The organism is Aliiroseovarius sediminilitoris, assembly GCF_900109955.1.
Classification (GTDB): domain Bacteria; phylum Pseudomonadota; class Alphaproteobacteria; order Rhodobacterales; family Rhodobacteraceae; genus Aliiroseovarius; species Aliiroseovarius sediminilitoris.
The window spans coordinates 1-22,445 of sequence record NZ_FOJB01000002.1 but is presented as its reverse complement, the minus strand read 5'-3'; the positions used below and the strand labels follow the sequence as shown (position 1 = coordinate 22,445).

The following is a 22,445-nucleotide window of genomic DNA, read 5'->3' as shown; positions in this document are numbered from 1 at the left end:
GAAGGGGGCCACAGCCCCCTCCCTAGTTTCGTTTCGCTATGTCACCCGTCGGTGTGATCGTCCATCAGGTAGGTTGCCATGGCCCTTTGATCTTCTTCTGTCAAAAACCTGGTTCCATACATTACAACTTCTCCCATCGACCCTCCAAACGCGTCGCCGTCGGGTTTGATACCGGTTCGCAACGCATAGGCCAGACTGTCTACGGTCCATCCGCGCATTTGTAGCGTTTCATAATCGATGGCCGGGGCTTTGCCTCCTCCGGGTAACGCGGCACTTCCCTTGAAGTGCTGGCTGTCCGTTTTCCGCGCACCTACAATGTTGCGGCCTGTGTGACAGGCTGCACAATGCGTGGCCCCTTCCACGAGCTCCCGACCGCGGTTCCAGGCGTTGCCATTGCCTTCAACCGGATCTGTGCGCGGGGTGGTCAAAAACGCGGCACGCCACAGTTTCAGCCCCCAACGCTGGTTGAAAGGGAAAGGCATTTCCTGTTCCTTGGACGGTTCGGCAACTGCAGGGACAGTCTGAAAAGCAGCCCAAAGGTCGGCAATCTCCTGGTCGGTGAAGTTGGCGTAGAAAGGATAGGTAAAGGCTGGATAGTATGGCTCTCCATCCGGCGAGATCCCTTGCCTGACGGCACGCGCAAATTCGTCAATCGTCCAGTCACCGATTCCGTGTTCCGGGTCGGTGGTCAGATTGGGTGAAAACAGCGTGCCGAAAGGCGTGTCCAGTTTTACTCCGCCAGCCAAAGGAGCACCACCTGCCTCAAAATTCGTGTGGCAGGCAATGCAGCCGCTTGCACGGGCGAGATAGGCCCCTTTGCTTGCGTCTCCTTCAAGAGTGATGGGCCCTTTGATCTGCCCGATCGGCCACGCAACGATTGCGATGGTCGTGAAGGCACCGAATGCCGTCACGCCCAAGGCTAGTTTACTGATACCGCGCATCTTACTTTGATTCCGCACGGAATTTTGTGTGACAGGCGGAGCAAACCTGAGTCACCATTGTGAACGCGCTGTCCACTGGCATTTCAGCAATCTGCGCGACGGTCATGGTGCTTTCCGTTGTGTCAGCGCCGCCCATCATGCCGGATGCGCCGCCCGTCATGCTGGAACCGCCGCCCATCATTGTGTCTGTGGACGCGGCACCACCGCCTGACGCCATCATCCCGTTGTCAGCAGCGCCTGCCAGCCCTTCGGAAACAACACCAAGCTGTTCGGCCAGTTCTGAGAATTCCTCCCATTTGGTCCAGACGGAGTCTTTGGCTTCTGAGGGCGCACCACCGGTGCCTTCGGGAAAGAGGTTGGTCATGGTCTCGCCAGCGTGACGAGAGAACGTTGCCGCAGCTTGACGCACAACATCCGCGTCATAGGCGATTTCGCCGCGCATCATGGGCGTGACCGCTTTCACAGCCTTTCCCATGTCAGCCATGGCATCCATGCGTTCTTTCACGACGCCGGTTGCGCCGCCATGAGCAAAAGCGGCCAAAGCCGTCGAGCTTGCGATGATTGCCGCAATAACAGTCGTTTTTTTCATAGTTTCAATCCTTGATCAGTCTTTTTCAGTTTGCTGGTGTCAGGATTGATTTCGCGGCGGCGGGTTGTCTGGAAGGGATGCCCAGCTCTCGCTTTCAAGGTGTGAGAACCAGACTTTCGATTTTCCGGTCTCCAATGGTGCAGACAATGCCGGAAGCAGAAGAAAGGCTCCGGCAGTGAAGCAATCAAGACCGGGGTGGCAATGCCCGGATGAACTGGATGCGGTATCGGCGTGGTGGTCCGCGCCGCTTTCATCCACGAGCGTCTCAGACAGACTGTCAGAGCTTCCCGCGTGGCCATCGGCGACGTCCGGAACACTCGCAAAAGCGACGAAACCGCCGATCAGAACAACAAAGAGCAATCGAAACAGGAATGCACCGGTCTTTGGGAGCATCAATTGATCCCGTTTTCGCGCTGAAGCTCTCGGATATACAGCGCGATGTATTGGACATCCCCTCGTGTTATCCCAGTTACAGGAGGCATGTCGCCGAAGTTCCAGTGATGCGAACGAACCCCGCCCATCGCAGCCCTTTGGAATGCTTCATCCGCATGGTGCCCCGGCTCGTAAATCTTATGCACAAGCGGGGGGGCTACTCCATTTTGGCCGGCAGCATTTGTGCCATGGCACGTTGCGCACTTGGCCTCAAACGCGCGTTTTCCAATTGCTGCCTCAACCGACAATTCCTCGGGCACCCGAACGTCCTCGATCGGATCACCCATTGCGATGTCGCTCGTGTCAGGCGGCACCATGGAATGGCCTTGCTGTGCGGGCGCTGGCTGAAACGCCTGCCATCCGGCTGCCGCGACGCCAACCAGCAGCGCACCGCCCACGAAAAGTCCCCAATTGCTCATTCGTTTTTCCTTTGGGTTTGTTCTTGCGGTAATCAGATCAGCTTGACCTGCGTGCCAACGGGAGTACGGTCATATACTTCTTCGATCTGTTCATTGTAGAGACCTATACATCCATTCGAAGAATTGCGACCGATTTTGCGCGAATCCTGAGTGCCATGAATGCGGTAGTATTGCCAAGACAGATACAGCGCTCGTGATCCAAGGGGATTTTCGGGGTCGCCTCCCTTTATGATCGCGGGCCATTCCGGATTGCGCTTTCTCATGGATGGTGTCGGGGCCCAACTGGGGTTTTTTCGCTTTTCGATAACTTCGGTATATCCGCGACGGGTCAATTCTTCCGAGATTGGCACCGACGTCGGATAAATCCGCATTTCACCGTCCGCTGTCCAGTGCTGAAGAACACGAGAGACGGTATCGGACAGCAGAATGCCTTTGCCCAAACTATCGAAATGGTCTTTCCATTCATGTAGGGTGAAGGAAGATATGTTTCGCCGCACCGCGGGTTCCTGAATATTCGTTGGAACTTCCTGTGCCCGTAATATGGTTGGTGCAGCCAAAAAAGAAGCCGCACCGGCCATCACCATACGCCTGTCTAGTTTTCCATTGCCTGCCATGTTGCGTCTCCACGCGATTGTTGGACGTTTTTCTGAGCTGCTTATTCGCCTGATCCGATACATTCATCAACTGCTCCGAGCATCAAATTTTGTATCGAAATGTATCCTTGACCTTTCTACAGGTTAGGCGTGCATATGGGGCCAACCCATCCGGAAGAGGCACACATGAGCGACCAAAACGACACCAAACCTACGGCGCAATCCCAGTCGGGGTCGAAGCCGATGCATCTTGCGATGTTGGCCTGTTGTGTCGTCATGTTTATACCGATTGTCGGCTTTGTCCTGGCAGGCGGCGCGTTTGGCGGGGCGGGGTATAACCTGTTCACCTTTGCACCCTTGCTGCTTTGTGTCGGCGTCCATTTCGTGATGCACAAGGTGATGGGCAAGAGCTGTCACAAAAGTGATTCTGGGGCCGATGATTCTGTGGCCGACAATGAAACACACGATATTGTGATCCGCGAAGTGTCATCGGCTGTTCCGCAAGTGCGTCAGGGTTGATCCGGTGCCTGGTTCCGGCCCCCTGCGTGTTGTGTTGGCTGGATTGGCGCTGAGCGGTTGTGCCGCGACACCCAAGCTATGCGAGAAACCGGACAATACGACCGTTGCCTATGGCAATGTGACAATGTCTGCACCAGAGGGATGCTGGTTTACCGGCGACGCAGACAGCCCGGTTCGAACGATTTCTTGTGATGATGGTCGACAGGGTTTGACAATTGCTGACGTATCGGAAATCCCGGTAGGGGCAAATGAATGACGCATAGCACCGTGAGTTAATGAACATGACGATGTTTACATCCCTGATGACAGGAGCCCGCCACATTGGGTTGCTCCTTATTCTTGGTTTGGGAATGCTTGCGACCAGCCCTGCTATCGCAGTGACGTCGGAGGCATATTCCTCGACATCTGTGACCGCAAAATTGATCTCTGCACAGGATGGCGTTCCATCCGGCACTGAAACGCTATCAGCGGGTCTTGACTTGACGCTTGCCGAAGGCTGGAAAGCCTATTGGCGCTCTCCGGGTGAAGTTGGCAGCCCCCCCGAGGTCGATTGGAGCGGCTCAAGCAACGTCGCAAATGTTGAAATGCTCTGGCCAGCCCCGGAGCGGTTCACTGCATTCGGTATCGAAAACTTCGGCTATCACGATTCCGTTGTTTTGCCCCTTCAGATCACTCTTCAACAGCCGGGTGAACCAGTCGATTTGGTCGGAACCGTGAAACTGCTGACCTGCTCCGAGGTCTGTGTTCCTCATACCTTTGAACTGGCTCTGTCACTGCCGCCGGGTTCGGACATCGATACGGCGTCTGCATCGCGCATCAGCACCTTCTTATCTCGTGTTCCCAGCGAAGGTAACAACACAGGGATTGAGGCTGCTGTTGCGTCAATCGACGCAAAGCAGACAGCCCTGACGCTTGAGTTGCTAAGCGCCAAAGCATTTGTGTCACCGGATGTTTTTGTCGAACTTGGGGCCGGCACAGCTTTGGGTAAACCTGACATCCGGCTCGGGGATGGAGGTCGCAGGCTTTGGGCGCGCATCCCGATCCTTACCGTTAACGAACAAACCTATAACGATCCCGTCTTGACCGTGACAGACGGTCCTGAACGCGCCCTGACCCTGTCGCCTCAGTTGATGTCGGATCCACCGGAACCGCCGTTCAGGCTTGAACAACTGGTGCCAGGTCTGAACAAATTGGCCTGGATTGCGATGATCGCCTTTCTGGGTGGTCTGATCTTGAATGTGATGCCGTGTGTCCTTCCGGTTTTGTCAATCAAGCTGTCATCGGCGATCAAGGCGCAAGGACGCGGCTCGCGATCTGTTCGTATTGGCTTTCTGGCCGCTGCCGCAGGTGTCATGAGTTTCATGTGGGCTCTGGCCGCCATCCTCTATGTTTTGCAGCTTTTTGGCGTGTCCGTCGGATGGGGACTGCAATTCCAGAATCCGGCATTCTTGGCATTGATGGTCCTTGTGCTCGTTATCTTTTCCGCAAATCTGTTTGGCCTGTTCGAGCTGGCTTTGCCTTCCGCACTCCAGACTCGCTTGTCCAATGCGGGAGGCACCCCGGGTCATGGAGCTGACTTCGCTACCGGATTTTTCGGGGCGGTAATGGCTACCCCCTGTTCGGCACCGTTTCTGGGCACGGCGATAGCATTTGCGCTTGCCGGGCGTGGCGTTGACATCATGATTGTATTCACAGCGCTGGGTTTGGGGCTTGCACTGCCTTATCTGCTTGTAGCTCTCATGCCGGGTCTGGTGTCGGTCTTACCCAAACCAGGACGGTGGATGGTCGGGTTGAAATTGGTTTTGGGGGGGCTTCTTCTCGGAACATCAATCTGGCTCTTGTGGGTCTTGACCAGCGTCGCAGGCCCCCTTTCCATGATCGTAGTTGTCGGCCTTTCACTTCTATTGCTCCTGGTTCTGATTCAGCGCCCCTGGTCCCCTTCCCTGCGCGGCCTGACCGTGATCGTGCTCGCCGTTCTGCCCATGGTTTCGGCCGAACTTCTTGCGCGTCAGGCGTTGGCAGGGCCTGAAACACCAGGGGGGCGGATCAATTGGGTCGCCTTCGACCGTGGGGGCATTGCGCGCCGTGTATCACAGGGCGAAGTGGTTTTTGTCGATGTCACTGCCGATTGGTGCCTGACTTGCAAAGCCAACAAGGCTCTGGTCTTGGAGCGTGAACCGGTCTTGGCCGCCTTGAACAGTGATGGTGTCACCGCAATGCAGGCCGATTGGACGCGCCCCGACGAACGTATCTCGCGGTTCCTTGAAGCAAACAACCGCTATGGAATTCCCTTCAATGCTGTCTATGGACCCGGCGCACCGAACGGAATTATTTTGTCCGAAATCCTGTCGTCACAGGATGTCATGATGGCTCTGGAAACCGCTCGTATCAGCGAGGTTCGTTCCAGCAACCTTGAGTTTGAGAAGTAGCGCGGCGCAAAGACACCGGAAAACCCCAGAATTCAGGAAGCGCAAGGCCAGCGGTGTTTGCAGAATTGCTGACAGCGCAGGCTTTAGCGCCACAGCCGGTATCTTTCAGGGCGTCTTGATTTCTGACAGGTCAAGGTGGCGCATGGGTATCCCCGGATTGCAACTTAGAGCTATGGCCCGGTAATGCCTGTTTCATGGGGATATCAACACGAGCTTTCATGCCGCCCCGACCACAATATTCCTGGCCTGGCCTGGCCTGGCCTGGCTTAAGGCTTGGATCACTTGAATGCCGTGGCAAGATATCTGCGCCAGATGCCCGGGATGCGACCGTTTTGTTTACGGTGTCGTGATTGAGAGTAGAATCCGCTCAAGCCCGGACCCTATATGAACGGGCGTAAGGTCAAGTGATCCGCCCAGACCTCAATTGATTGCCATTGCCCACCTGAGGAAACGGTTTTGGCATGAAATCAACCAGCGGCTTGTCAAAGCCGCTGGGATAGTTCGTCATGGATTTTCTGTGTCAGCGTTGGATTGGTGGGTGCAAACAGGCTGACCTTTCACATACCCAAACGGAAGGAACACCGAGAACCTTCCCAAAGATCCCTTGCCAACTCATTGTTATTCTTTCAGTTCAGACAATGCCTGCTCTACAATTTGATGCCGTGGATCATTCGCGGCGAGGTCAGCAAGCAAGTTTGAGGCCTGTTCGTAAGCCGAAACCGCATTCTGCTTTTCTCCAAGGACCTTGTAGGCGTTCGCCAATCGCATCCAACCTTCCAGATCTTCAGGGTTTTCTTCAAGTCGAGCGGCAAGTCGCTCCACCATTGAACGGATAAAATCACTACGATCTTCGGCGCTCATTTCGCCAGCAGCCTCGATGTCCTCGGCTGTCGGTCCTGCCCCACCGTTTGCCATCGGTGCATAATCCGTCAGTGAAATTGGGTCCTGGCCAATTTTTTCACCGATCTGATTGGCTTGTGCGACAAAGACTTCCATCCAGGATGCGAATCCGTCGGCGGCCTCCAGACTGGATAACAACAGCTCATAGGCCGCTTGCTCTTCGCCTTTCTGTGCCATGGCCATTGATTTATAGAAAACACCCGCAGGGTTGGTTGGGTCCAGCGCGATTGCTTTGTCAATGGCGGTTTCCGCTTTAGGTGTCACGATACCCTGCTCAGCACTAACCAGGGCTTCGGCCAGCATTGAAAAGGTCGCCGAAGTCGCATCTTCGCGGTCCGCTACGGTCTCGAACGCAGCCGCGGCCCGCGAATACTCTCCCATACGATAGTAGGTCTGTCCTAGCAGCATCCAACCCTCTGACGGCCCGCCTTCCGGATCGGACGCCAATCGGGCATAGAGCTTGTCTGTAAGTTCGGTAATTTTCTCTTGCTCGGCGCGTTCGGCTTGGCGATCTGCAAAGGCCAGGCTTGAGATTTCTGGCGATCCCATGAAGGCATAGTATACGACAGCCAGAAGCGGCACGAATAAAACGGCCAGCCAAAGCCCGACCCTTCCGCTTGTGTTCTCGACAGTCTGTCCGGACACCGTGCGTCTTGCCGCTGCCAGAATGCGCCGCTTGATCTCCTGCTGCGCAGCCGATGCTTCGGAGTTCGATATCACGCGTCGATCAAGGTCACGTTGCACCTCGTCCAACTGATCCACCAGAACTGCTGGCGTCGAATCCTGCGCAGATGTTGGTGCCTGCTCCTTCTTCAGCAAGGGAAAGGCAACGAAGGCGACTGCAATAAGTGTCAGCAACCCCATCCAAACGAAAATCATGTACTTTCTCCTGCCTTCTGGTCATCTATGAACTGTTTGATTTCTTGCTCTTCGGCTTCGCTCAGTTTGTTTTGAACAGGCTTCCTTCTCCTGCGCAACAACGTCATCCAGCCAACACCGACGCCGATGATCAACAGCGTTGGCGGTGCAAACCACAAGACGTAGGTTTTGGCATTCAAGGGCGGTCTAAGCAGGACATAGTCACCATAGCGAGCTTGGATAAAGGCCGTGGCCTCTTCGTTAGTGTCCCCGGCCATGATGCGTTCACGAACCAGCAACCGCAGATCGCGCGCGACGCCCGCGTTTGAACTGTCGATGTCCTGGTTCAGACATACGACACAGCGAAGCCCCTTTGACACTTCGCGCGCGCGTGCCTCCAATACCGGATCATCCAGCATTTCGTCCGGCTCAACAGCCAATGCCGTCATCGGCAAAGCCATCGCCAGAAGAAGTATAAAAAGTCGCAACATCACAGATCCTCTCTGTTCAGGGCACCGGCTTGGACCAGGGCCTCGCGAAATTTACCGACCGCTTCCTCTCCCACGACCGGGCCGACATAGCGGTAGAGCACGGTGCCATCGGTGCCGACAATGAAGGTTTCCGGCACTCCGGAAATGCCCCACTCAATCCCGGCCCGCCCCGACAGGTCAGAGCCAATCCGTGTGTATGGGTTCCCGAGTTCGGCCAACCACCGCGCCGCGTCTTCGGGTTCGTCCTTGTAGTTGATGCCAAAAAGCCGGATGCCATCGCGCTCGGCCAAGCTGGTCAGCACTGCATGTTCCGCGCGACATGGCACGCACCAGGACGCAAAGACATTCACGACGACTGGTGAATCGGTTCCAATCAAGTTTGAACGCGACAAGCCCGGGGTATCCAGACCCGCAACCGGCCCCAGTTCAAACTCTGGTGCTGGTTGCGAGATCAACACGGTCGGGACTTCATTCGGATTCCGATCCGGGTTCAAACCCCAGAGAAGAAACCCCCCGAAAACAACCGCAATCAGGAACGGTAGGAAAGCCAGTACTCGTAACATGTTCTATTCCGCCGGATTCGTGATCGCAGGGAGCACTGGTTTGCGTTTCGGTGCGCCGACCCGAAGCCGTCGGTCTGACAAGGACAATCCGCCTCCAGTGATCATGATTACGGCGCCCAACCAGATGAAGTTGACGAACGGCTCATAAAGAATGCGCAGGGTCCAAGCGCCACTTAGTTCCGCGTCGTCAGACGCCGGTTCAGCTATCGAGGTATAGAGATCACCAACAATGGTAGAGCGAATAGCGCTTTCTGTCGTTGAGCTTTCGGCAATCGGGTAGAAGCGCCGCTCGGGGAACAGGGTCGTGACGGCTTCCCCTCCTTTCGTGACATACAACGTGCCGCGGTCGGCGAAATAATTTGGTCCACGCACCCGCTCGACCCCGTCGAACCTGACCTCGAAACCGGCAATTTCAATGGTTGTCCCGGGCGAAACAAATACGACCTCTTCAACCTTCCAGGCGCTGGAGCCAATAAGGCCAAGCATAAGGACCGCAAGACCGGCATGGGCCAATGTCATTCCATACGATGCGCGCGGCAGATTGCGCGCACGACGCAGCGCATCGGGAAAGGGCACATCAAACAGTCGAATGCGCATCGCCCATTCCCGCAACGTCGCGAGCAACAACCAGATGGCCAGCAGGACCGACAGGTGCGCCAGCAATGGTCCACCTTCCTGAAGATACCACAGAACTAGGGTCGCGACGATTGATGCCAGTGCGACGAATTTCACACGCTGTAGAACACCGGGCAAATCAGCCCGTTTCCAACTCAGGTATGGGCCGACGCCCATGAAAAACACCAATGGCAGCATCATTGGTATGAAGGTTGAGTTAAAGAAAGGGGGTCCGACTGAAATTTTTTCTCCAGTGACCGCCTCAAGAAACAGCGGATAGAGCGTCCCGAACAGGACCGACCCGGTTGCCGCGCCAAGGATAAGGTTGTTGACCAGCAATCCAGCTTCGCGGCTGATGGGTTTGAAAACCCCACCAGCCTCCATCATCGGCGCACGCCATGCGTAAAGTGCCAGCGAGCCACCGATCGACAACGCCAGCAGGAACAGGATGTAAAGCCCGCGCTCCGGGTCAACGGCAAAGGCGTGGACCGAAGTCAAAAGCCCTGACCGCACCACGAACGTTCCCAACAATGACAGCGAGAACGTCAGGATCGCCAACAGGATTGTCCAGCTTTTGAATGCATCGCGTTTTTCGGTAACGATAGCGGAATGAAGCAAGGCAGTGCCAAGCAGCCAAGGCATGAAGCTGACATTCTCAACCGGATCCCAGAACCACCAGCCACCCCAGCCAAGCTCATAATAAGCCCACCACGAGCCAAGCACGATGCCTGCGGTCAGGAAAATCCAGGCGGCCAACGTCCAGGGACGCACCCAGCGGGCCCATGCGGCATCGACCCGGCCTTCCAACAATGCAGCCACGGCGAAAGAAAAGACGATCGAGAAACCGACATATCCGAGGTAAAGGAACGGAGGGTGAAGCGCGAGGCCGAAATCCTGCAAAAGCGGGTTCAGATCGTTACCGTTCGCAGGGGGTGGAAACACCCGGTCAAACGGGTTCGATGTCAGAAGCATGAATGACAAGAAGCCTGAACTGATCCACGCCTGCACGGCGAGCGTGCGCGCCTTCAACGAGTCCGGTATATTGCTGCCAAACACCGATACGGCGGCGCCAAAAATGGTCAGGATCAACACCCAGAGCAATAATGACCCCTCGTGACTGCCCCAGGTTCCGGCAATCTTGTAGAGCATGGGTTTGAGTGAATGCGAGTTCGATGCCACGTTGACAACGGTAAAGTCGCTGATGATGAAGCTTCGCATCAAGGCGGCGAATGCAACCGCGACAAGCACCAACTGCCCGATTGATGTCGCACGTGCGGACTGCATCCAGAGCAGCTTGCCGCGATTAGCCCCCATCACGGGGAGTACGCTTTGGATGAGTGCCAATGCAAAGGCGAGTGCTAGGGCAAAGTGGCCGATTTCGGGTGTCATGTTGCTATCCTGTCAATCAAGTACAGTCGTGGTGCCCTCACCCTCGAAAGGGTGAGAGCTGTCTGGCGAAGGTCAATCTTCGAGTGCAGCTTTTCGCTTGAGAAACTCTTCTTCATCGATCTCTCCTTTGGCAAAGCGGGATCTGAGGACGTTCATTGCATCCGAAGATTTGCTCCCGCCGGGTCGATCACCGGAGAACCAGCGAACCGCCAGCACGATCAAGACGATGATCACGCCCCAAAAAGCCAACATCATGAGTCCACCAAACATACCATATGCTCCGCCTCCAGTCATGTGGCCGTACCCCCTGCCCCAATCATCTGCCCTGTCCGCATAGGCGATGTTCGCCATAAGCAGCGCGGCCAGAGTTGTTAGACCTAGCTTCATGTTCATGATGGTCTCCTTTCATTGATAAGTCGTCCGCAAAAGGAATCGCGATGGTTGCACGTAGCCCCCCTTCGTCGCGATTGGAAAGTGAAATATCGCCGCCATGGGCACGAATTATCGTTCGAGCGATTGATAAACCCAACCCATGCCCGCCTGTTTCAAGCGATCGTGATTGCTCAAGGCGAAAGAAGGGATCAAAGACGCGCTCCAGTTCTGGGGCGGGAATGCCTGGGCCATTATCTTCGACGGTGATGATGAATTCCTCGGTGCGGCTTTGATGGCTGACACGCGTCGCACCACCATAGCGAACTGCATTTTCGATGACGTTGCGCAGGGCACGTCGCAGCGCATGAGGGCGAATCCGGGCTTTGACCGTTGGACCGTCTTCAAGGTGAAACGGCGTCACCATGTCAGATTTCAGCGCATCAAGAAATTCGCCGATATCAATGGTCTCGGGCTCTTCGGAATCCGCAAGCCCACGCGCGAATGTCAAAGTGGCTTCGACCATGGACTGCATTTCCTCGACCGAGGCGATAAGACTATCGCGGGTTTCAACGTCATCTACCATTTCAGCCCGCACCCGCATCGCTGTGAGCGGTGAGCGTATGTCGTGCCCAAGCGCCGCAAGTAGTCGAGTTCGGTCTGCCACAAACCGTGTCAGGCGATCCTGCATCCGATTGAAGGTCGAGGTCAGGTCACGCACCTCGGTTGGTCCGGCCATGGGCAAATCCGCCACATCTTCGCCCCGTCCCAATCGATCTGCCGCGCCAACCAGCCGTCGCAGTGGACCCGTCAAACGGGTCATCAGGAACCAAAAAATCGCGATCAGAATGACCGCTGCCGATAATGCGAAGGTCAACATTGAATAAACAGGCCATTGGATCGGCGGTCGTTCGAATCGCGTTCCGACGTTCAACCAGCGCCCGCCTGCGATCGCGATGGACAAATTCATCTCGACCGCCGAAAGCCCGCCGCGCATCATTGCCGCGTGCATTTCGGACATCTGTTGTGAAAGTTGCGGAAGCGGAAGAATCCGCCCTTCAATCTCATGCAGTTCGACGCGGATGTCGCGACTGTAACCATCGTCAAGAAGCGCGCGGATACGTGTCTCGACCAGACCGCCGTCCGAATGACCAGTAAGCTGAACCATGGGTTCTTTTGCCAGATCAAATCGGACAAGTGGCGAATTTGCAGCGCGCAGGATCGACATGTGCAAATCTTCAGGGGCTTCTTCGATCAACCGCGCGACATTGGCGGCGCGCCCTGCTGCTTCGAAACCAAGAGCTGCACGCACGGCCAAACTGCGTTCATCCGCGAACAGCCAAAGACTGATCACTTGTGCGACTGTCAAGGCTGCGATCACCAACAGCACCAGTTGAACCCGCAGAGTATAAATGGGCGCCAAGGTCATCCGTCGACCTCTACATCGGCACTAAGGCAATACCCACCGTTGCGGATCGTCTTTATGATCTTCGGGCGCAGGATATCGGGTTCGATCTTGCGACGCAGCCTGCTGATCTGGTTATCGATGGTGCGGTCCAGAGGACCCGCCGCCCGTCCAGCAGCCAAATCCAGAAGTTGGTCGCGATTAAGGATTACCCTGGGGCGTTCAAGCAGCACCATCAGAAGTTTGAAATCTGCGCTGGTCAGCGCAATTTCCGTGGCACCGCTGTCCAAAAGAACCTGTCGGTCAACGTCAAGGGTCAAATGCGCAAATCGAACTTTCTTGCCGGCAAAGTCACCTGCCACGGTTTCGACCGGAGGCGCGCGGCGCAGCACTGCCTTGATCCGCGCCAACAATTCGCGGGGGTTGAACGGCTTCGCGATATAGTCGTCCGCTCCGATCTCCAGTCCGACAATCCGATCGGTTTCCTCGCCCAATGCGGTCAGCATGATAATTGGAATGCTTTTGTCCGCTGCAAGACGCTGACAGACCGAAAGCCCGCTTTCACCCGGCATCATGACATCCAGAACCATGAGGTCGAAATGCCCTTTGGCCAGTTTCGCATCCATGTCCTGAGCGTCTTTCGCGGATGTGGCGCGCAAGCCGTTCTTCTCAAGAAAACGGGTCACGCTGTCACGGATCTGCTGGTGATCGTCAACAACAAGGATATGCGGTGGGTTCGTCATGGTCTCTTTCTAAGATATCTTCGCAGAGGCGGTCAGACCCATTTTTGTCACCGATTGTATCAAGAATCGGGTGTTGCGACAGACGGTTACAAACCGGGGGATGCATACCCTTCCGTTTCGATTTCTTATGCCGATGTAAACGAGGCAACAAAACACGAAAAGAGGCTACTATGTCCAAGACAACCAATACCGCACTCGCCCTGGCGCTGGTCTTCAGCACAACCGGAGCAGCATTTGCCGAAGCAGGACACCACGATGGTGGGAAAGCAGGAGCAGGTAAAGCCAATCCTCCAAGCTCTGGGGCGATGGCAGACAGTTCTGGACCCATGGGTATGATGGGCCAGGGTGGTATGATGGACGGCGACCACCGTCAAATGATGCAAGGCATGATGAAAATGATGATGCAGATGCATGGTGGGATGATGGGCGGCGGCATGGGCAACATGGGTGCCGGCATGGGCAACATGGGCGGCGGCATGGGCAACATGGGTGCTGGCATGGGCAACATGGGAGCGGCCAGATCGCAGGGAATGATGGGACAAGATATGATGTCTCTCATGCGCGGGTCGATGATGGACCGATTTGATGTCGATGGTGATGGGATTGTTTCAGGTGACGAGGCACTTGGCCAATTGCAGTCAATGCACGCGGATGCTGACACGAATGGTGACGGTGCGCTATCACTTGAGGAGTTCGAAGTTCTGCACGGTGAAATCACCCGGTCCATGATGGTTGACCGTTTCCAGTATCTTGATTCGGATGGGGACGGCATGGTGACACCAAGTGAAATGACAACCCCTGCCAAGCGTATGAATATGCGTCCGTCTTCCGAAGGAATGATGGGTGACGATACCGGCACAGAAAAAAGCGAAGATACCGGCACCGAGAACAGCACTGAAAACAACTGAGACGTTTAACTGGGTGCATCCAAATGGTATGCACCCGGTGCTCCGACCGACATTAGACTTCCCCCCGATGTCGGTCGGAATAATTCCAAGAGGAGATACATGATGACATACACTTTCAACCGGCTGCTTTCCGATGTGTCAATTGATGATGCAGAAATGCGCGTGCGTGACGCTCTGAGTGAACAGGGGTTCGGCGTTTTGACCGAAATCGACGTCAAGGCCACGATGAAAAAGAAGATTGACGTCGACATGGACGGCTACCGCATCTTAGGCGCGTGCAACCCTGAAATGGCGCATCAGGCCATTGGGCTGGAGCCGCGCATCGGCGCGATGTTGCCCTGCAACGTCATCCTGCGTCAGGTAGACGGTGGCACTGAAGTCAGTGCAATCGACCCGGTCGCATCCATGGCGGCCGTCGAGAATAGCGGGCTGCATGAGGTGGCCGGTGAAGTTCGTGACATGCTGCGCACAGCGATCGAGGCAGCTTGATGTCGTTTCGGGAGTGTAGAAGATGAAATTTTCACGCCGAAGCACTCTGGTCTTCCTGGCATCTCTACCCGTTCAGGCACTTGCTACAGCGACGCTGGCCCAGAATCGTGACATCTGGACTTCCGCAGAGGCATTCGAAGCCTTGAAACAGGACCTGATACGGATGCTTGATATTCGTTCCGCGGAGGAATGGCGCCAAACAGGCGTAGCTCAGGGTGCCTGGCCTGTCAGCCTGCACGATGAGCGTTTTCCCGAACGCCTGTTTGCCGCACGTGATCTGGCCGAAACCCGCCCCGTTGCCCTGATTTGCGCAACGGGTGGGCGATCCGGCAGTGTGATGAGCAGTCTTCGCAAGTCTGGATATGATAGTTTTATCGATGTGGCAGATGGAATGCTTGGGTCACGCAGCGGACCGGGATGGGTCAAGGCCGGTCTGCCGGTCGTCACCGCACAGCAGGCAATCTCTGACTTGCCGTCTGTTCTCAGGCTGTGAACCGGAGAAAAAGCGAATGAAACGCCGGACTTTCCTTGGCAGCCTGTCTGCCAGCGCATTTCTTGTGGGGACATCGTCCTTTTCCCTTGGCCAGGCGGCGGTAAAACGGCTGACCATGCAGCCACTTTTGGACGCCAGGTCAGCGGGGCAGGTTCGGTTGGAGGCGCTGAAAGGGCAAACAGGGTTTGTAGGCTCGTCCGGCACCAACACTTGGGGATTCAACCAACCCTTCCTGGGTCCAACCTTGCGAATGCCAACAGGTCGTTCAACCCAGGTCGACGTCTACAACTCACTTGACGAAACGATTTCAGTGCATTGGCACGGCCTTCTTGTGCCGGGGGTGGTCGATGGTGGCCCGCATCAACCCATCGCGCCGGGAAAAACCTGGTCGCCTGAACTGGCGATCACCCAGCCAGCAGCAACCGCTTGGTATCATTCCCACGCTCACGGGGCGACTGCCCGGCAGGTTCAACTGGGGCTGGCAGGCGTGCTTCAGATTGACGATGGTCAGGATGATGCGCGTGGATTGCCGTCGGAATATGGTGTCGACGACCTGACTTTGGTGTTGCAGGATCGGCGGTTTACACGAGGAGGTGACTTTGACCTTTCCCCTTCCATGCCCGACCGAATGATGGGATTTCTTGGTGATACCATCCTGATCAATGGCCAGGTCGGCTCTTCTGCTGTTGTGCCCAAGGGATTGGTTCGTCTTCGTCTGTTGAACGGGTCGAATGCGCGTATCTATACGCTTGCTTTGTCGGATGATCGGCCCATGCATCTTGTTGCCACCGACAGCGGCTATCTGGACAAGCCGATCCAATTGTCGAAATTGCTCATCTCGCCCGGCGAACGTTTCGAAGTCCTTGTCGATTTCTCAAATGAGCGCGACGTGACGCTGACCTCTGAACACAATCCCAATATCGGGATGATGGGTGGCATGATGGGGGGTCAACGCCAGCAAAGCGGGCGCTTCACCGTATTGCCCTTTACCGTTGATACCACCCTTCCCGTTCGGATCACGAAACTGCCTGACGACCTTGGAGGCACCCGTCCAAATGGGAATGCCGCCAATGCGAACTGGCGACGTCTTTCGTTGGATATGCCCATGGGAATGGGAATGATGTTTGGACGTTCTGACAGTATGTTCTCGATCAATGGCGACGCCTTCGCGATGGACCGGATCAATTTCCGTGTGACCCAAGGGGCATTCGAGCGATGGACAGTCAGCGCTGATATGATGATGCATCCGTTTCATGTCCATGGTGCCAAGTTTCAGGTCTTGTCTGAGAACGGTCGCGCGCCGCGACCTCAGAATACGGGTTGGAAAGACACCGTTTTGGTCAATGGCGCGGTCGACCTGCTGATCCGATTTGACCAACCCGCCCCGGCCAATGCGCCCTATATGTACCATTGCCATATCCTCGAACATGAAGATGCAGGGATGATGGGTCAGTTCACCGTTGGCTGAGACGCCTCACCTTTCGGGAACGGCTATATCCGAATTCAGAAAGCACAAAATGCCGGGAAGGCCCGCAATCAAAGCTAAAATCGTTGTCGCCGCGCTTCTTGGTGCTGCGGGTATCATCGCGCTTTGGTGGCAGTTCTCTCCTATGTTGGCTGATTTGAACCCTGATACCATACGGTCTTGGGTTGAGGGTCTCGGGGTTTTTGGTCCTCTTGCTGTTATTGCGCTTATGACCATTGCCGTCGTGGCGAGTCCTATTCCAAGCGCACCTATCGCATTGGCTGCCGGCGCCGCATTTGGGCAGATTGCTGGCACATTTTATGTCGCTATCGGTGCGGAAACTGGCGCCCTCGTCGCGTTCCTGATCGCCCGCATTCTTGGTCGGCGGACTGTCGAGCGGCTTTTGGGCGCACGGATTGAGGCAGGCCTGCTTGGGTCACAAAACGCTTTGACTGTTGCTGTTTTCATCAGCCGCCTGCTGCCCTTTATTTCTTTCGATGTCATGAGCTACGCAGCCGGTCTGAGTCGCCTTCATTTGTGGCGATTTCTCATTGCAACCATGGCTGGTATACTGCCCGCCAGTTTTGCATTGGCCTATTTTGGTGCCGAAGCCATATCGGGTCGATACGGCCCCGCAGGTTGGGTGGCGCTCGGCCTTGGGTTGCTGACAGCCATCCCAATGCTCGTATTCGCGCTTACCCGCAATTCCGCCTCACGGCGATCTCCCCACACCCCTCCCAAGTTTAAGGAAACGAAATGATTGTCGCCGCCATCCCCTTCCCTGAGATATCTCCCGAGATTTTCTCAATCGATCTATGGTCTCTTCACATTGCAATCAGATGGTATGCGCTGGCCTATATCGTGGGGTTGCTGCTTGGCTGGCGGCTTTGTGTTCGATTGGTCCGAAACACTGCTGTTTGGCCTGGGCGCGAGGCGCCGCTTTCACCGGCGCAGCTGGAGGATCTGCTGACTTGGGTGATCGTCGGGGTTATTTTGGGTGGACGGCTTGGATATGTCCTGTTTTATCAACCGGGATACTACCTGTCACAACCCCTTGATATCCTTAAGGTATGGCAAGGTGGTATGTCCTTTCATGGTGGATTCCTGGGTGTTTCAGTCGCGGCCCTTATCTTCGCCATGCGAAACCGTCTTCCCGTCCTGAGTCTGGCGGACTTGCTTGCTTTGGCGGCACCGATAGGGCTTTTCCTTGGGCGGAGCGCAAATTTCATCAATGCGGAATTGTGGGGCCGCCCGACCACTCTTCCTTGGGGCGTCGTGTTTCCCGGTGAGGCCGCCCAGACCTGTGCCGGAGTGGTCGGGCTTTGTGCCCGCCACCCATCGCAGATCTACGAAGCCGTTCTGGAAGGCCTGGTGCTTGGGATCGTCCTTTTGACGCTTGCCCTGAGGCGTGACTGGCTGCGCAAACCAGGAGCCCTGACCGGTTTGTTCCTTGTCGGCTATGGCTTGGCACGAGGGCTGGTCGAACTGGTGCGCCAGCCTGATCTGCAATTCGTAACCGATACGAACCCAATTGGTCATGCCCTGCATTTTGGCAACAGCGGGCTGACCATGGGCCAAATCCTGTCCCTGCCCATGCTCGCTGCCGGACTTATTTTGATTTGGTGGGCGCATTCGGGCCGGTCCGGCAAAACCCCGGAAAGAACAGCAAAAACGGCTTGATCCCTCGCCCAAGGGCCTTCCGACGCTGATCGCAAGCGATTGGATAAATCGCTGTCAGAGATGAAACATGGCGATCACCGCCCTCGCCCCAGCCGTTTTCACACGTCCGAGTGAACCTCACGGTGGCGCAACAAAGGTGATCGATCCGATCTGTGGCGTCTTCCACGAGAGGCGCGAAGGCTGGCACGCCCATTGTCAAAAAGGAAAACCATAAACAAAGGCTGTTTCAGATGTTCCCTGCAACTCTGGTATGAAGACTTGCCCGGATGAGATGCGTTGAGCTTGAGGTTGTCAAAATATCCAGGCCATGAGCCAGCATCTTACAAGAACCTACGCATCTCGGCACAATCATCATCGCATTTCGCGCAATACTGCTCGCGCAACCACGGCCCTTCGGCGAACGGGGCAAGGGCCAATGCAGCTAGTCCAAGGGCAAACAAGGCGCCTTGCGCCGCGCTTATGATCCATGTCCGAACAGATGGGCGTTCTGATGCGCGGTGTCTTTTGCCTCGAATTCCAGCGTGGAATGTTCGATCGAAAAGCGTTCGCGGAGCACTGCCTTGATGCCGGATTTTATGGTTTCAATGTCCTCCATCCGACTGCGTTCGACAACGATATGGCAGTCCAAAGCCGCGGCGTGTTCTTGCATCTGCCACAGATGGATGTGATGCACATCGGCGACGCCGTCGACACTCTGGATCGCCGCAACCACTTCGGTGCCGTCAATGTCGGGCGGGCTTCCCAGCATGAGGGTGCGGATCGGGCCTCCGATCTCGGTGATGGACAGATACAGGATATAAAGCGCAATGCCGATGGTGATGGCGGGGTCAACCCAACGCATGTCGTAAAGGATGATGAGCGTCCCACCGACGATCACGGCCACCGACGCAAGCGCGTCGGACAGGTTGTGGAGGAACAGCGCGCGGATGTTCACGCTCCCCTTCTGCATGGAATAGGTCAACATCGCGGTCAGCGTGTCAACCACCAGCGCGATCCCTCCAAGAATGACCACTGTCCATCCCATGACTTCGGGTGGGTCGATCATGCGCATACCACCCTCATAGATCAGGTAGAGTCCGATTAGGATGAGGGTGGTGTAGTTGATCAAAGCTGCGACGATTTCGATCCGACCATAGCCGAAGGTCATACGTTCATCGGCCGGGCGGCGCGCGATTTTGCGGGCGCCGAAGGCAATCACGAGCGAGGCCATGTCGGAGAAATTGTGAAGAGCATCGGCGATCAGGGCCAAGCTGCCTGCAAAAATACCGCCGACGACCTGCGCAACGGTCAGAAGGCCATTGGCCCAGATCGCAAGAGAGATCCTGCGATCCCCCGAATCCGGATCGATATGGGCATGTCCGTGATCATGTGGCATTGGCAGCTTCCTTGTGTGCATGTGTCGCACCGTTGTGGGCCTTCATGCGACCGCTGCGAAAGGCGCGAACGCGAGCATTCATCCAGTGCCGTATGAGGTGGCGATACAGGATACCCCGCAGCCAACCGAAGGATTGTCCGTGGGTCTCATAAAAGGTGTCCGGGGTCTCAAACACCCCGAAATCCTGAACGATGCCGGTTCTCTGAATATAGGTGTCTTGCCCCTCCCACATGACGGGAGGAGCACTTAGACAATCCGTGCCGACGCCATAGCCGCACAGACTGTTCGTTCCGGGAAAAGATGCCTGAAGAACGTTGAGGAACGCGTCGTCAAGGATGAAGCCTTCGAGATTGATCCACGCATGTTCAAATTCGATCTCTACCCACGAGTGAAGGATCTCTTTCGGCGTGAGGGGATATACCAACTCGGGGACCACACCGCGCTGCAAGCCTTTATGGATCGCAAAGCCGTGCAATCGACACCGAATGCCAACGCCGCGCAGCAGCGCCATGAAAAGCGTGCCTTTGGTGTTGCACTGCCCATAGCCGTCGGAAAGAACCTGTGAGGCGGGTATATCATCCGCCTGATTGTAGCCGAAGGCGATCTCGTTTCGGACAAAGTCGTAGATGGCACCGATCCGGTCAAACTCGTCCAGTTCGCGCCATCCGCGATCCGCGATCAATCTGGCGATACGATCATCATCGAAATCCAACAATTTGCTGGCGGCATGCAGGGGATCGGTTTTTTGTCGCATTGTTGTTCCTCGAATCATGATGAAACAGGTCTATTTGCTACAGCGACTGTAGCTTCAAGTGCCGAATGCCCCATGTGATTTCATTATTGGATATCGCCATGCACGGCCTTGTGGTGTTCTTGATGAGCGTCCCTTAGTATCTTCAGCCCCCCCCAAAAGGCGATGCCGGCGACAATGGCGCCGACCAAAAGGTCTGGCCAGTTTGTTCCCAACCAAGCGACAAAACCACCAGCCACGAGAATTCCAAGATTGGCTGCGAAGTCGTTCCAACTGAATGTATTGGCAGCACGAATATTGACATCCGGGTCCTGCAACTGGGCAAGCAGCCAGACGCAGACCGCGTTGATAAAAGCGGCAATAAGCGCCATTAAAATCATGATTGACCCGAGCGGTTCGGACCCCCCCGAATACCGACGCCACGCATCATAAAGAATCCCAAGAGCGAAAAAAATAAGCAGACCACCTGACACGTTCGCCGCTGTCCGCTTCCATTTTCCGGTGCGCGACAACGCAAAAAGACTGATTGCGTAGACGAGGCTGTCGGAGAGATTGTCGAGCCCATTGGCGATCAGCGCGTTGGAATCACCGAAAGTGCCCGTCGCAAAAAATGCAATCGCGAGAGCTGCATTCAGGACCAAGACGACCCACAATATCTTATGTTCAGAGCGATTCATTGGCGTTGCCATGTGGTCCCCTTCGCGACGGTTACATGATTAACCTGCAAAAGCTGTATTGGTTCCGCATTTCCAAAGAAACCTGCTTCTCGCACCCTAGGCACCAATTTCCTCGTGGTCGGTCAGGCACTCGGAATGGTCCCTCAATACTTCCAGGACAAGACATTCCGAAGTCTTTCCGCCGCTGCACTCATGCACCATGCGTTTTAGCTCCGTTCGAAGTGCTTCCAAACGCGCCATCCTTTGTTCGACCTGCTTAAGCTGACGACGCGCGATGGCATCCGCATCATGGCAGGGACGGTTTGGATCGTCGGACAAATCCAAGAGTTCTCGAATGGCTTCCAGCGGGAACCCTAGTTGGCGGGCGTGGCGGATGAAAGACAGGCGGTCGAGGTCGGTTTCTCGATAGCGCCTTTGTCCACCTTCGGTCCGGCCGGGCTCAGGCATCAGGCCAATCTGCTCATAGTAGCGAATGGTTTGAACTTTAGTGCCGGTCTTTTTTCCGAGCGTTCCGATAGTGAACATGTATGGTCCCCTTGAATGTAAAGTAACTGTAGGTTTTTGAGGCAAAATTTTCAAGGGATGTCTGTTGCTCACAACCGTGTGACTCCGCGTCGCATGGGGCTTAAAGGGATTGAACCTCTAGTAGCTGGAGGATGCAAATGCACACAGCAATGAAAGAACCATAGCAGGCGGTTTACATTGAAACTGAAAGCGTTTCGGAAAGTCCTATGGACGCTGGCGGGCATTGCGACGTTGGCCTTTGTTTGGTTGCTGCTTTGGTCGGACTACCGAGCCGATCAATCTCGCAATGACGAGACGGCGTTCCGAGCAATCTTCGAGTTGACCGACCACCAGGGCATGATCCGTACCAAACGCGATTTTTCAGGGCGGTGGATGCTGGTGTTCTTCGGCTTTACGAACTGCCCTGACATTTGCCCCACTACATTGTCTGAAGTGACCACCGTGATGGAGGGGTTGGGGAACGATGCGTCAAAGGTGCAACCAATCTTCATATCGGTCGATCCTGAGCGAGATACTCCATTGGAACTCGCCAACTATGTGCCTCTGTTCAACGCGGGCATTATCGGTCTGACCGGCACACCCGAGCAAATCGCGGCAACGTCGAAAACCTTCCCGATCTTTTTCGAGCGAATTGAAGAAGCCACCGCGCCTGACGGTTACACAATGGCGCATACCTCGCATCTTTTTCTGTTTGATCCTGAAGCGGGCTTTGCCAATTCCTGGCCCTATGGCTGAAGTGGTCCCACCTTTTAGGACAGGTTTGCAGCGTTTCTAAGGTGTATCAGGTTTAGATTTCATGCTGCTTTTTGCTCTTCTAAGCCCGCCCA

General features: G+C 55.6%; 25 protein-coding genes. 9 read left to right on the top strand and 16 right to left on the bottom strand.

The genetic code is table 11. From position 1 onward, the window contains the following. Positions 1–41 precede the first annotated feature (41 nt). The 5 genes from BMY55_RS15170 to BMY55_RS15150 are packed head-to-tail and all read right to left on the bottom strand — an operon-like array spanning position 42 to position 2,995. A complete protein-coding gene (locus BMY55_RS15170; RefSeq protein ID WP_091432786.1) occupies positions 42–941 on the bottom strand; it encodes a c-type cytochrome in 900 nt (299 codons plus the stop codon). Between the two features lies 1 nt (position 942). After that, a complete protein-coding gene (locus BMY55_RS15165; protein ID WP_091432784.1) occupies positions 943–1,530 on the bottom strand; it encodes a c-type cytochrome in 588 nt (195 codons plus the stop codon). Between the two features lie 39 nt (positions 1,531–1,569). Continuing rightward, positions 1,570–1,923, bottom strand: coding sequence for a hypothetical protein (locus BMY55_RS15160; protein WP_091432781.1), 354 nt, complete (start codon positions 1,921–1,923; stop codon positions 1,570–1,572). Next, the gene (locus BMY55_RS15155) at positions 1,923–2,381 is read right to left on the bottom strand and encodes a c-type cytochrome (RefSeq protein WP_091432778.1); all 459 of its coding nucleotides are present in this window, start codon (positions 2,379–2,381) and stop codon (positions 1,923–1,925) included. Before BMY55_RS15155 ends, BMY55_RS15160 begins: the two co-directional genes overlap by 1 nt. 32 nt (positions 2,382–2,413) lie before the next feature. Beyond that, positions 2,414–2,995, bottom strand: coding sequence for a L,D-transpeptidase (locus tag BMY55_RS15150; protein ID WP_091432777.1), 582 nt, complete (start codon positions 2,993–2,995; stop codon positions 2,414–2,416). Between the two features lie 165 nt (positions 2,996–3,160). Here BMY55_RS15150 and BMY55_RS15145 point away from each other — a divergent pair, with 165 nt between their 5' ends. Together BMY55_RS15145 and BMY55_RS15140 are read left to right on the top strand one after the other, a co-directional pair. Next, entirely contained in the window at positions 3,161–3,493 is a 333-nt protein-coding gene (locus BMY55_RS15145; protein WP_091433192.1) for a DUF2933 domain-containing protein, read from the top strand. Positions 3,494–3,795: 302 nt separating this feature from the next. After that, the gene (locus BMY55_RS15140) at positions 3,796–5,922 is read left to right on the top strand and encodes a protein-disulfide reductase DsbD family protein (RefSeq protein ID WP_245744786.1); all 2,127 of its coding nucleotides are present in this window, start codon (positions 3,796–3,798) and stop codon (positions 5,920–5,922) included. A 618-nt stretch (positions 5,923–6,540) separates the two neighbouring features. Here BMY55_RS15140 and ccmI read toward each other — a convergent pair. The 7 genes from ccmI to BMY55_RS15105 form a co-directional block, all read right to left on the bottom strand. Next, positions 6,541–7,701, bottom strand: a complete 1,161-nt coding sequence (gene ccmI, locus BMY55_RS15135; protein WP_091432774.1) for a c-type cytochrome biogenesis protein CcmI — start codon at positions 7,699–7,701, stop codon at positions 6,541–6,543. After that, a complete protein-coding gene (locus BMY55_RS15130) occupies positions 7,698–8,171 on the bottom strand; it encodes a cytochrome c-type biogenesis protein (RefSeq protein ID WP_091432773.1) in 474 nt (157 codons plus the stop codon). The genes ccmI and BMY55_RS15130 overlap by 4 nt, the downstream gene beginning before the upstream one ends. Next, positions 8,171–8,734 (bottom strand): DsbE family thiol:disulfide interchange protein, encoded by a 564-nt coding sequence (locus tag BMY55_RS15125; RefSeq protein ID WP_091432770.1) that lies wholly within the window; start codon positions 8,732–8,734, stop codon positions 8,171–8,173. Before BMY55_RS15125 ends, BMY55_RS15130 begins: the two co-directional genes overlap by 1 nt. 3 nt (positions 8,735–8,737) lie before the next feature. Next, positions 8,738–10,738, bottom strand: a complete 2,001-nt coding sequence (locus BMY55_RS15120) for a heme lyase CcmF/NrfE family subunit (protein WP_091432768.1) — start codon at positions 10,736–10,738, stop codon at positions 8,738–8,740. A 72-nt stretch (positions 10,739–10,810) separates the two neighbouring features. Next, complete coding sequence (locus tag BMY55_RS15115) at positions 10,811–11,008, bottom strand: SHOCT domain-containing protein (RefSeq protein ID WP_245744785.1); 198 nt, start codon at positions 11,006–11,008, stop codon at positions 10,811–10,813. A 46-nt stretch (positions 11,009–11,054) separates the two neighbouring features. Next, positions 11,055–12,536 carry an ATP-binding protein gene (locus BMY55_RS15110; protein ID WP_091432763.1) on the bottom strand — a complete coding sequence of 494 codons (1,482 nt, stop codon included), beginning with the start codon at positions 12,534–12,536 and terminating at the stop codon, positions 11,055–11,057. Further along, entirely contained in the window at positions 12,533–13,255 is a 723-nt protein-coding gene (locus BMY55_RS15105; protein WP_091432762.1) for a response regulator, read from the bottom strand. The genes BMY55_RS15110 and BMY55_RS15105 overlap by 4 nt, the downstream gene beginning before the upstream one ends. 170 nt (positions 13,256–13,425) lie before the next feature. On the opposite strand from BMY55_RS15105, the gene BMY55_RS15100 reads away from it, so the two are divergent. The 6 genes from BMY55_RS15100 (at position 13,426) to lgt (ending at position 18,290) form a co-directional block, all read left to right on the top strand. Then, entirely contained in the window at positions 13,426–14,163 is a 738-nt protein-coding gene (locus tag BMY55_RS15100; RefSeq protein WP_245744784.1) for an EF-hand domain-containing protein, read from the top strand. Between the two features lie 102 nt (positions 14,164–14,265). Beyond that, on the top strand, positions 14,266–14,652 hold the full coding sequence (locus tag BMY55_RS15095) for a DUF302 domain-containing protein (RefSeq protein WP_091433185.1): 387 nt from the start codon (positions 14,266–14,268) through the stop codon (positions 14,650–14,652). Between the two features lie 22 nt (positions 14,653–14,674). Beyond that, positions 14,675–15,145, top strand: coding sequence for a rhodanese-like domain-containing protein (locus BMY55_RS15090; RefSeq protein WP_091432759.1), 471 nt, complete (start codon positions 14,675–14,677; stop codon positions 15,143–15,145). A 16-nt stretch (positions 15,146–15,161) separates the two neighbouring features. Next, the gene (locus BMY55_RS15085) at positions 15,162–16,613 is read left to right on the top strand and encodes a multicopper oxidase domain-containing protein (protein WP_091432756.1); all 1,452 of its coding nucleotides are present in this window, start codon (positions 15,162–15,164) and stop codon (positions 16,611–16,613) included. A gap of 49 nt (positions 16,614–16,662) precedes the next feature. Further along, entirely contained in the window at positions 16,663–17,370 is a 708-nt protein-coding gene (locus BMY55_RS15080) for a TVP38/TMEM64 family protein (protein ID WP_091432754.1), read from the top strand. Next, entirely contained in the window at positions 17,367–18,290 is a 924-nt protein-coding gene (gene lgt, locus BMY55_RS15075) for a prolipoprotein diacylglyceryl transferase (protein WP_091432751.1), read from the top strand. The genes BMY55_RS15080 and lgt overlap by 4 nt, the downstream gene beginning before the upstream one ends. Before the next feature lie 457 nt (positions 18,291–18,747). Here the strand turns inward: lgt and BMY55_RS15070 are convergent, their stop codons facing one another. The 4 genes from BMY55_RS15070 to BMY55_RS15055 form a co-directional block, all read right to left on the bottom strand. Further along, positions 18,748–19,665, bottom strand: a complete 918-nt coding sequence (locus tag BMY55_RS15070) for a cation diffusion facilitator family transporter (RefSeq protein WP_091432748.1) — start codon at positions 19,663–19,665, stop codon at positions 18,748–18,750. Beyond that, a complete protein-coding gene (locus BMY55_RS15065) occupies positions 19,655–20,419 on the bottom strand; it encodes a transglutaminase-like domain-containing protein (RefSeq protein WP_091432745.1) in 765 nt (254 codons plus the stop codon). The genes BMY55_RS15070 and BMY55_RS15065 overlap by 11 nt, the downstream gene beginning before the upstream one ends. 83 nt (positions 20,420–20,502) lie before the next feature. After that, the gene (locus BMY55_RS15060) at positions 20,503–21,105 is read right to left on the bottom strand and encodes a cation transporter (RefSeq protein ID WP_091432743.1); all 603 of its coding nucleotides are present in this window, start codon (positions 21,103–21,105) and stop codon (positions 20,503–20,505) included. Positions 21,106–21,189: 84 nt separating this feature from the next. Then, a complete protein-coding gene (locus tag BMY55_RS15055; RefSeq protein WP_091432741.1) occupies positions 21,190–21,618 on the bottom strand; it encodes a MerR family transcriptional regulator in 429 nt (142 codons plus the stop codon). Between the two features lie 213 nt (positions 21,619–21,831). On the opposite strand from BMY55_RS15055, the gene BMY55_RS15050 reads away from it, so the two are divergent. Continuing rightward, positions 21,832–22,353 (top strand): SCO family protein, encoded by a 522-nt coding sequence (locus tag BMY55_RS15050; protein WP_091433182.1) that lies wholly within the window; start codon positions 21,832–21,834, stop codon positions 22,351–22,353. The last annotated feature ends 92 nt before the right edge of the window (positions 22,354–22,445 follow it).

Coding starts and splice junctions, on each gene's coding strand:
- BMY55_RS15170 (WP_091432786.1), bottom strand. CDS start 941: ATGCGCGGTATCAGTAAACTAGCCTTGGGCGTGACGGCATTCGGTGCC.
- BMY55_RS15165 (WP_091432784.1), bottom strand. CDS start 1,530: ATGAAAAAAACGACTGTTATTGCGGCAATCATCGCAAGCTCGACGGCT.
- BMY55_RS15160 (WP_091432781.1), bottom strand. CDS start 1,923: ATGCTCCCAAAGACCGGTGCATTCCTGTTTCGATTGCTCTTTGTTGTT.
- BMY55_RS15155 (WP_091432778.1), bottom strand. CDS start 2,381: ATGAGCAATTGGGGACTTTTCGTGGGCGGTGCGCTGCTGGTTGGCGTC.
- BMY55_RS15150 (WP_091432777.1), bottom strand. CDS start 2,995: ATGGCAGGCAATGGAAAACTAGACAGGCGTATGGTGATGGCCGGTGCG.
- BMY55_RS15145 (WP_091433192.1), top strand. CDS start 3,161: ATGAGCGACCAAAACGACACCAAACCTACGGCGCAATCCCAGTCGGGG.
- BMY55_RS15140 (WP_245744786.1), top strand. CDS start 3,796: ATGACAGGAGCCCGCCACATTGGGTTGCTCCTTATTCTTGGTTTGGGA.
- ccmI (WP_091432774.1), bottom strand. CDS start 7,701: ATGATTTTCGTTTGGATGGGGTTGCTGACACTTATTGCAGTCGCCTTC.
- BMY55_RS15130 (WP_091432773.1), bottom strand. CDS start 8,171: ATGTTGCGACTTTTTATACTTCTTCTGGCGATGGCTTTGCCGATGACG.
- BMY55_RS15125 (WP_091432770.1), bottom strand. CDS start 8,734: ATGTTACGAGTACTGGCTTTCCTACCGTTCCTGATTGCGGTTGTTTTC.
- BMY55_RS15120 (WP_091432768.1), bottom strand. CDS start 10,738: ATGACACCCGAAATCGGCCACTTTGCCCTAGCACTCGCCTTTGCATTG.
- BMY55_RS15115 (WP_245744785.1), bottom strand. CDS start 11,008: ATGTTTGGTGGACTCATGATGTTGGCTTTTTGGGGCGTGATCATCGTC.
- BMY55_RS15110 (WP_091432763.1), bottom strand. CDS start 12,536: ATGACCTTGGCGCCCATTTATACTCTGCGGGTTCAACTGGTGCTGTTG.
- BMY55_RS15105 (WP_091432762.1), bottom strand. CDS start 13,255: ATGACGAACCCACCGCATATCCTTGTTGTTGACGATCACCAGCAGATC.
- BMY55_RS15100 (WP_245744784.1), top strand. CDS start 13,426: ATGTCCAAGACAACCAATACCGCACTCGCCCTGGCGCTGGTCTTCAGC.
- BMY55_RS15095 (WP_091433185.1), top strand. CDS start 14,266: ATGACATACACTTTCAACCGGCTGCTTTCCGATGTGTCAATTGATGAT.
- BMY55_RS15090 (WP_091432759.1), top strand. CDS start 14,675: ATGAAATTTTCACGCCGAAGCACTCTGGTCTTCCTGGCATCTCTACCC.
- BMY55_RS15085 (WP_091432756.1), top strand. CDS start 15,162: ATGAAACGCCGGACTTTCCTTGGCAGCCTGTCTGCCAGCGCATTTCTT.
- BMY55_RS15080 (WP_091432754.1), top strand. CDS start 16,663: ATGCCGGGAAGGCCCGCAATCAAAGCTAAAATCGTTGTCGCCGCGCTT.
- lgt (WP_091432751.1), top strand. CDS start 17,367: ATGATTGTCGCCGCCATCCCCTTCCCTGAGATATCTCCCGAGATTTTC.
- BMY55_RS15070 (WP_091432748.1), bottom strand. CDS start 19,665: ATGCCACATGATCACGGACATGCCCATATCGATCCGGATTCGGGGGAT.
- BMY55_RS15065 (WP_091432745.1), bottom strand. CDS start 20,419: ATGCGACAAAAAACCGATCCCCTGCATGCCGCCAGCAAATTGTTGGAT.
- BMY55_RS15060 (WP_091432743.1), bottom strand. CDS start 21,105: ATGGCAACGCCAATGAATCGCTCTGAACATAAGATATTGTGGGTCGTC.
- BMY55_RS15055 (WP_091432741.1), bottom strand. CDS start 21,618: ATGTTCACTATCGGAACGCTCGGAAAAAAGACCGGCACTAAAGTTCAA.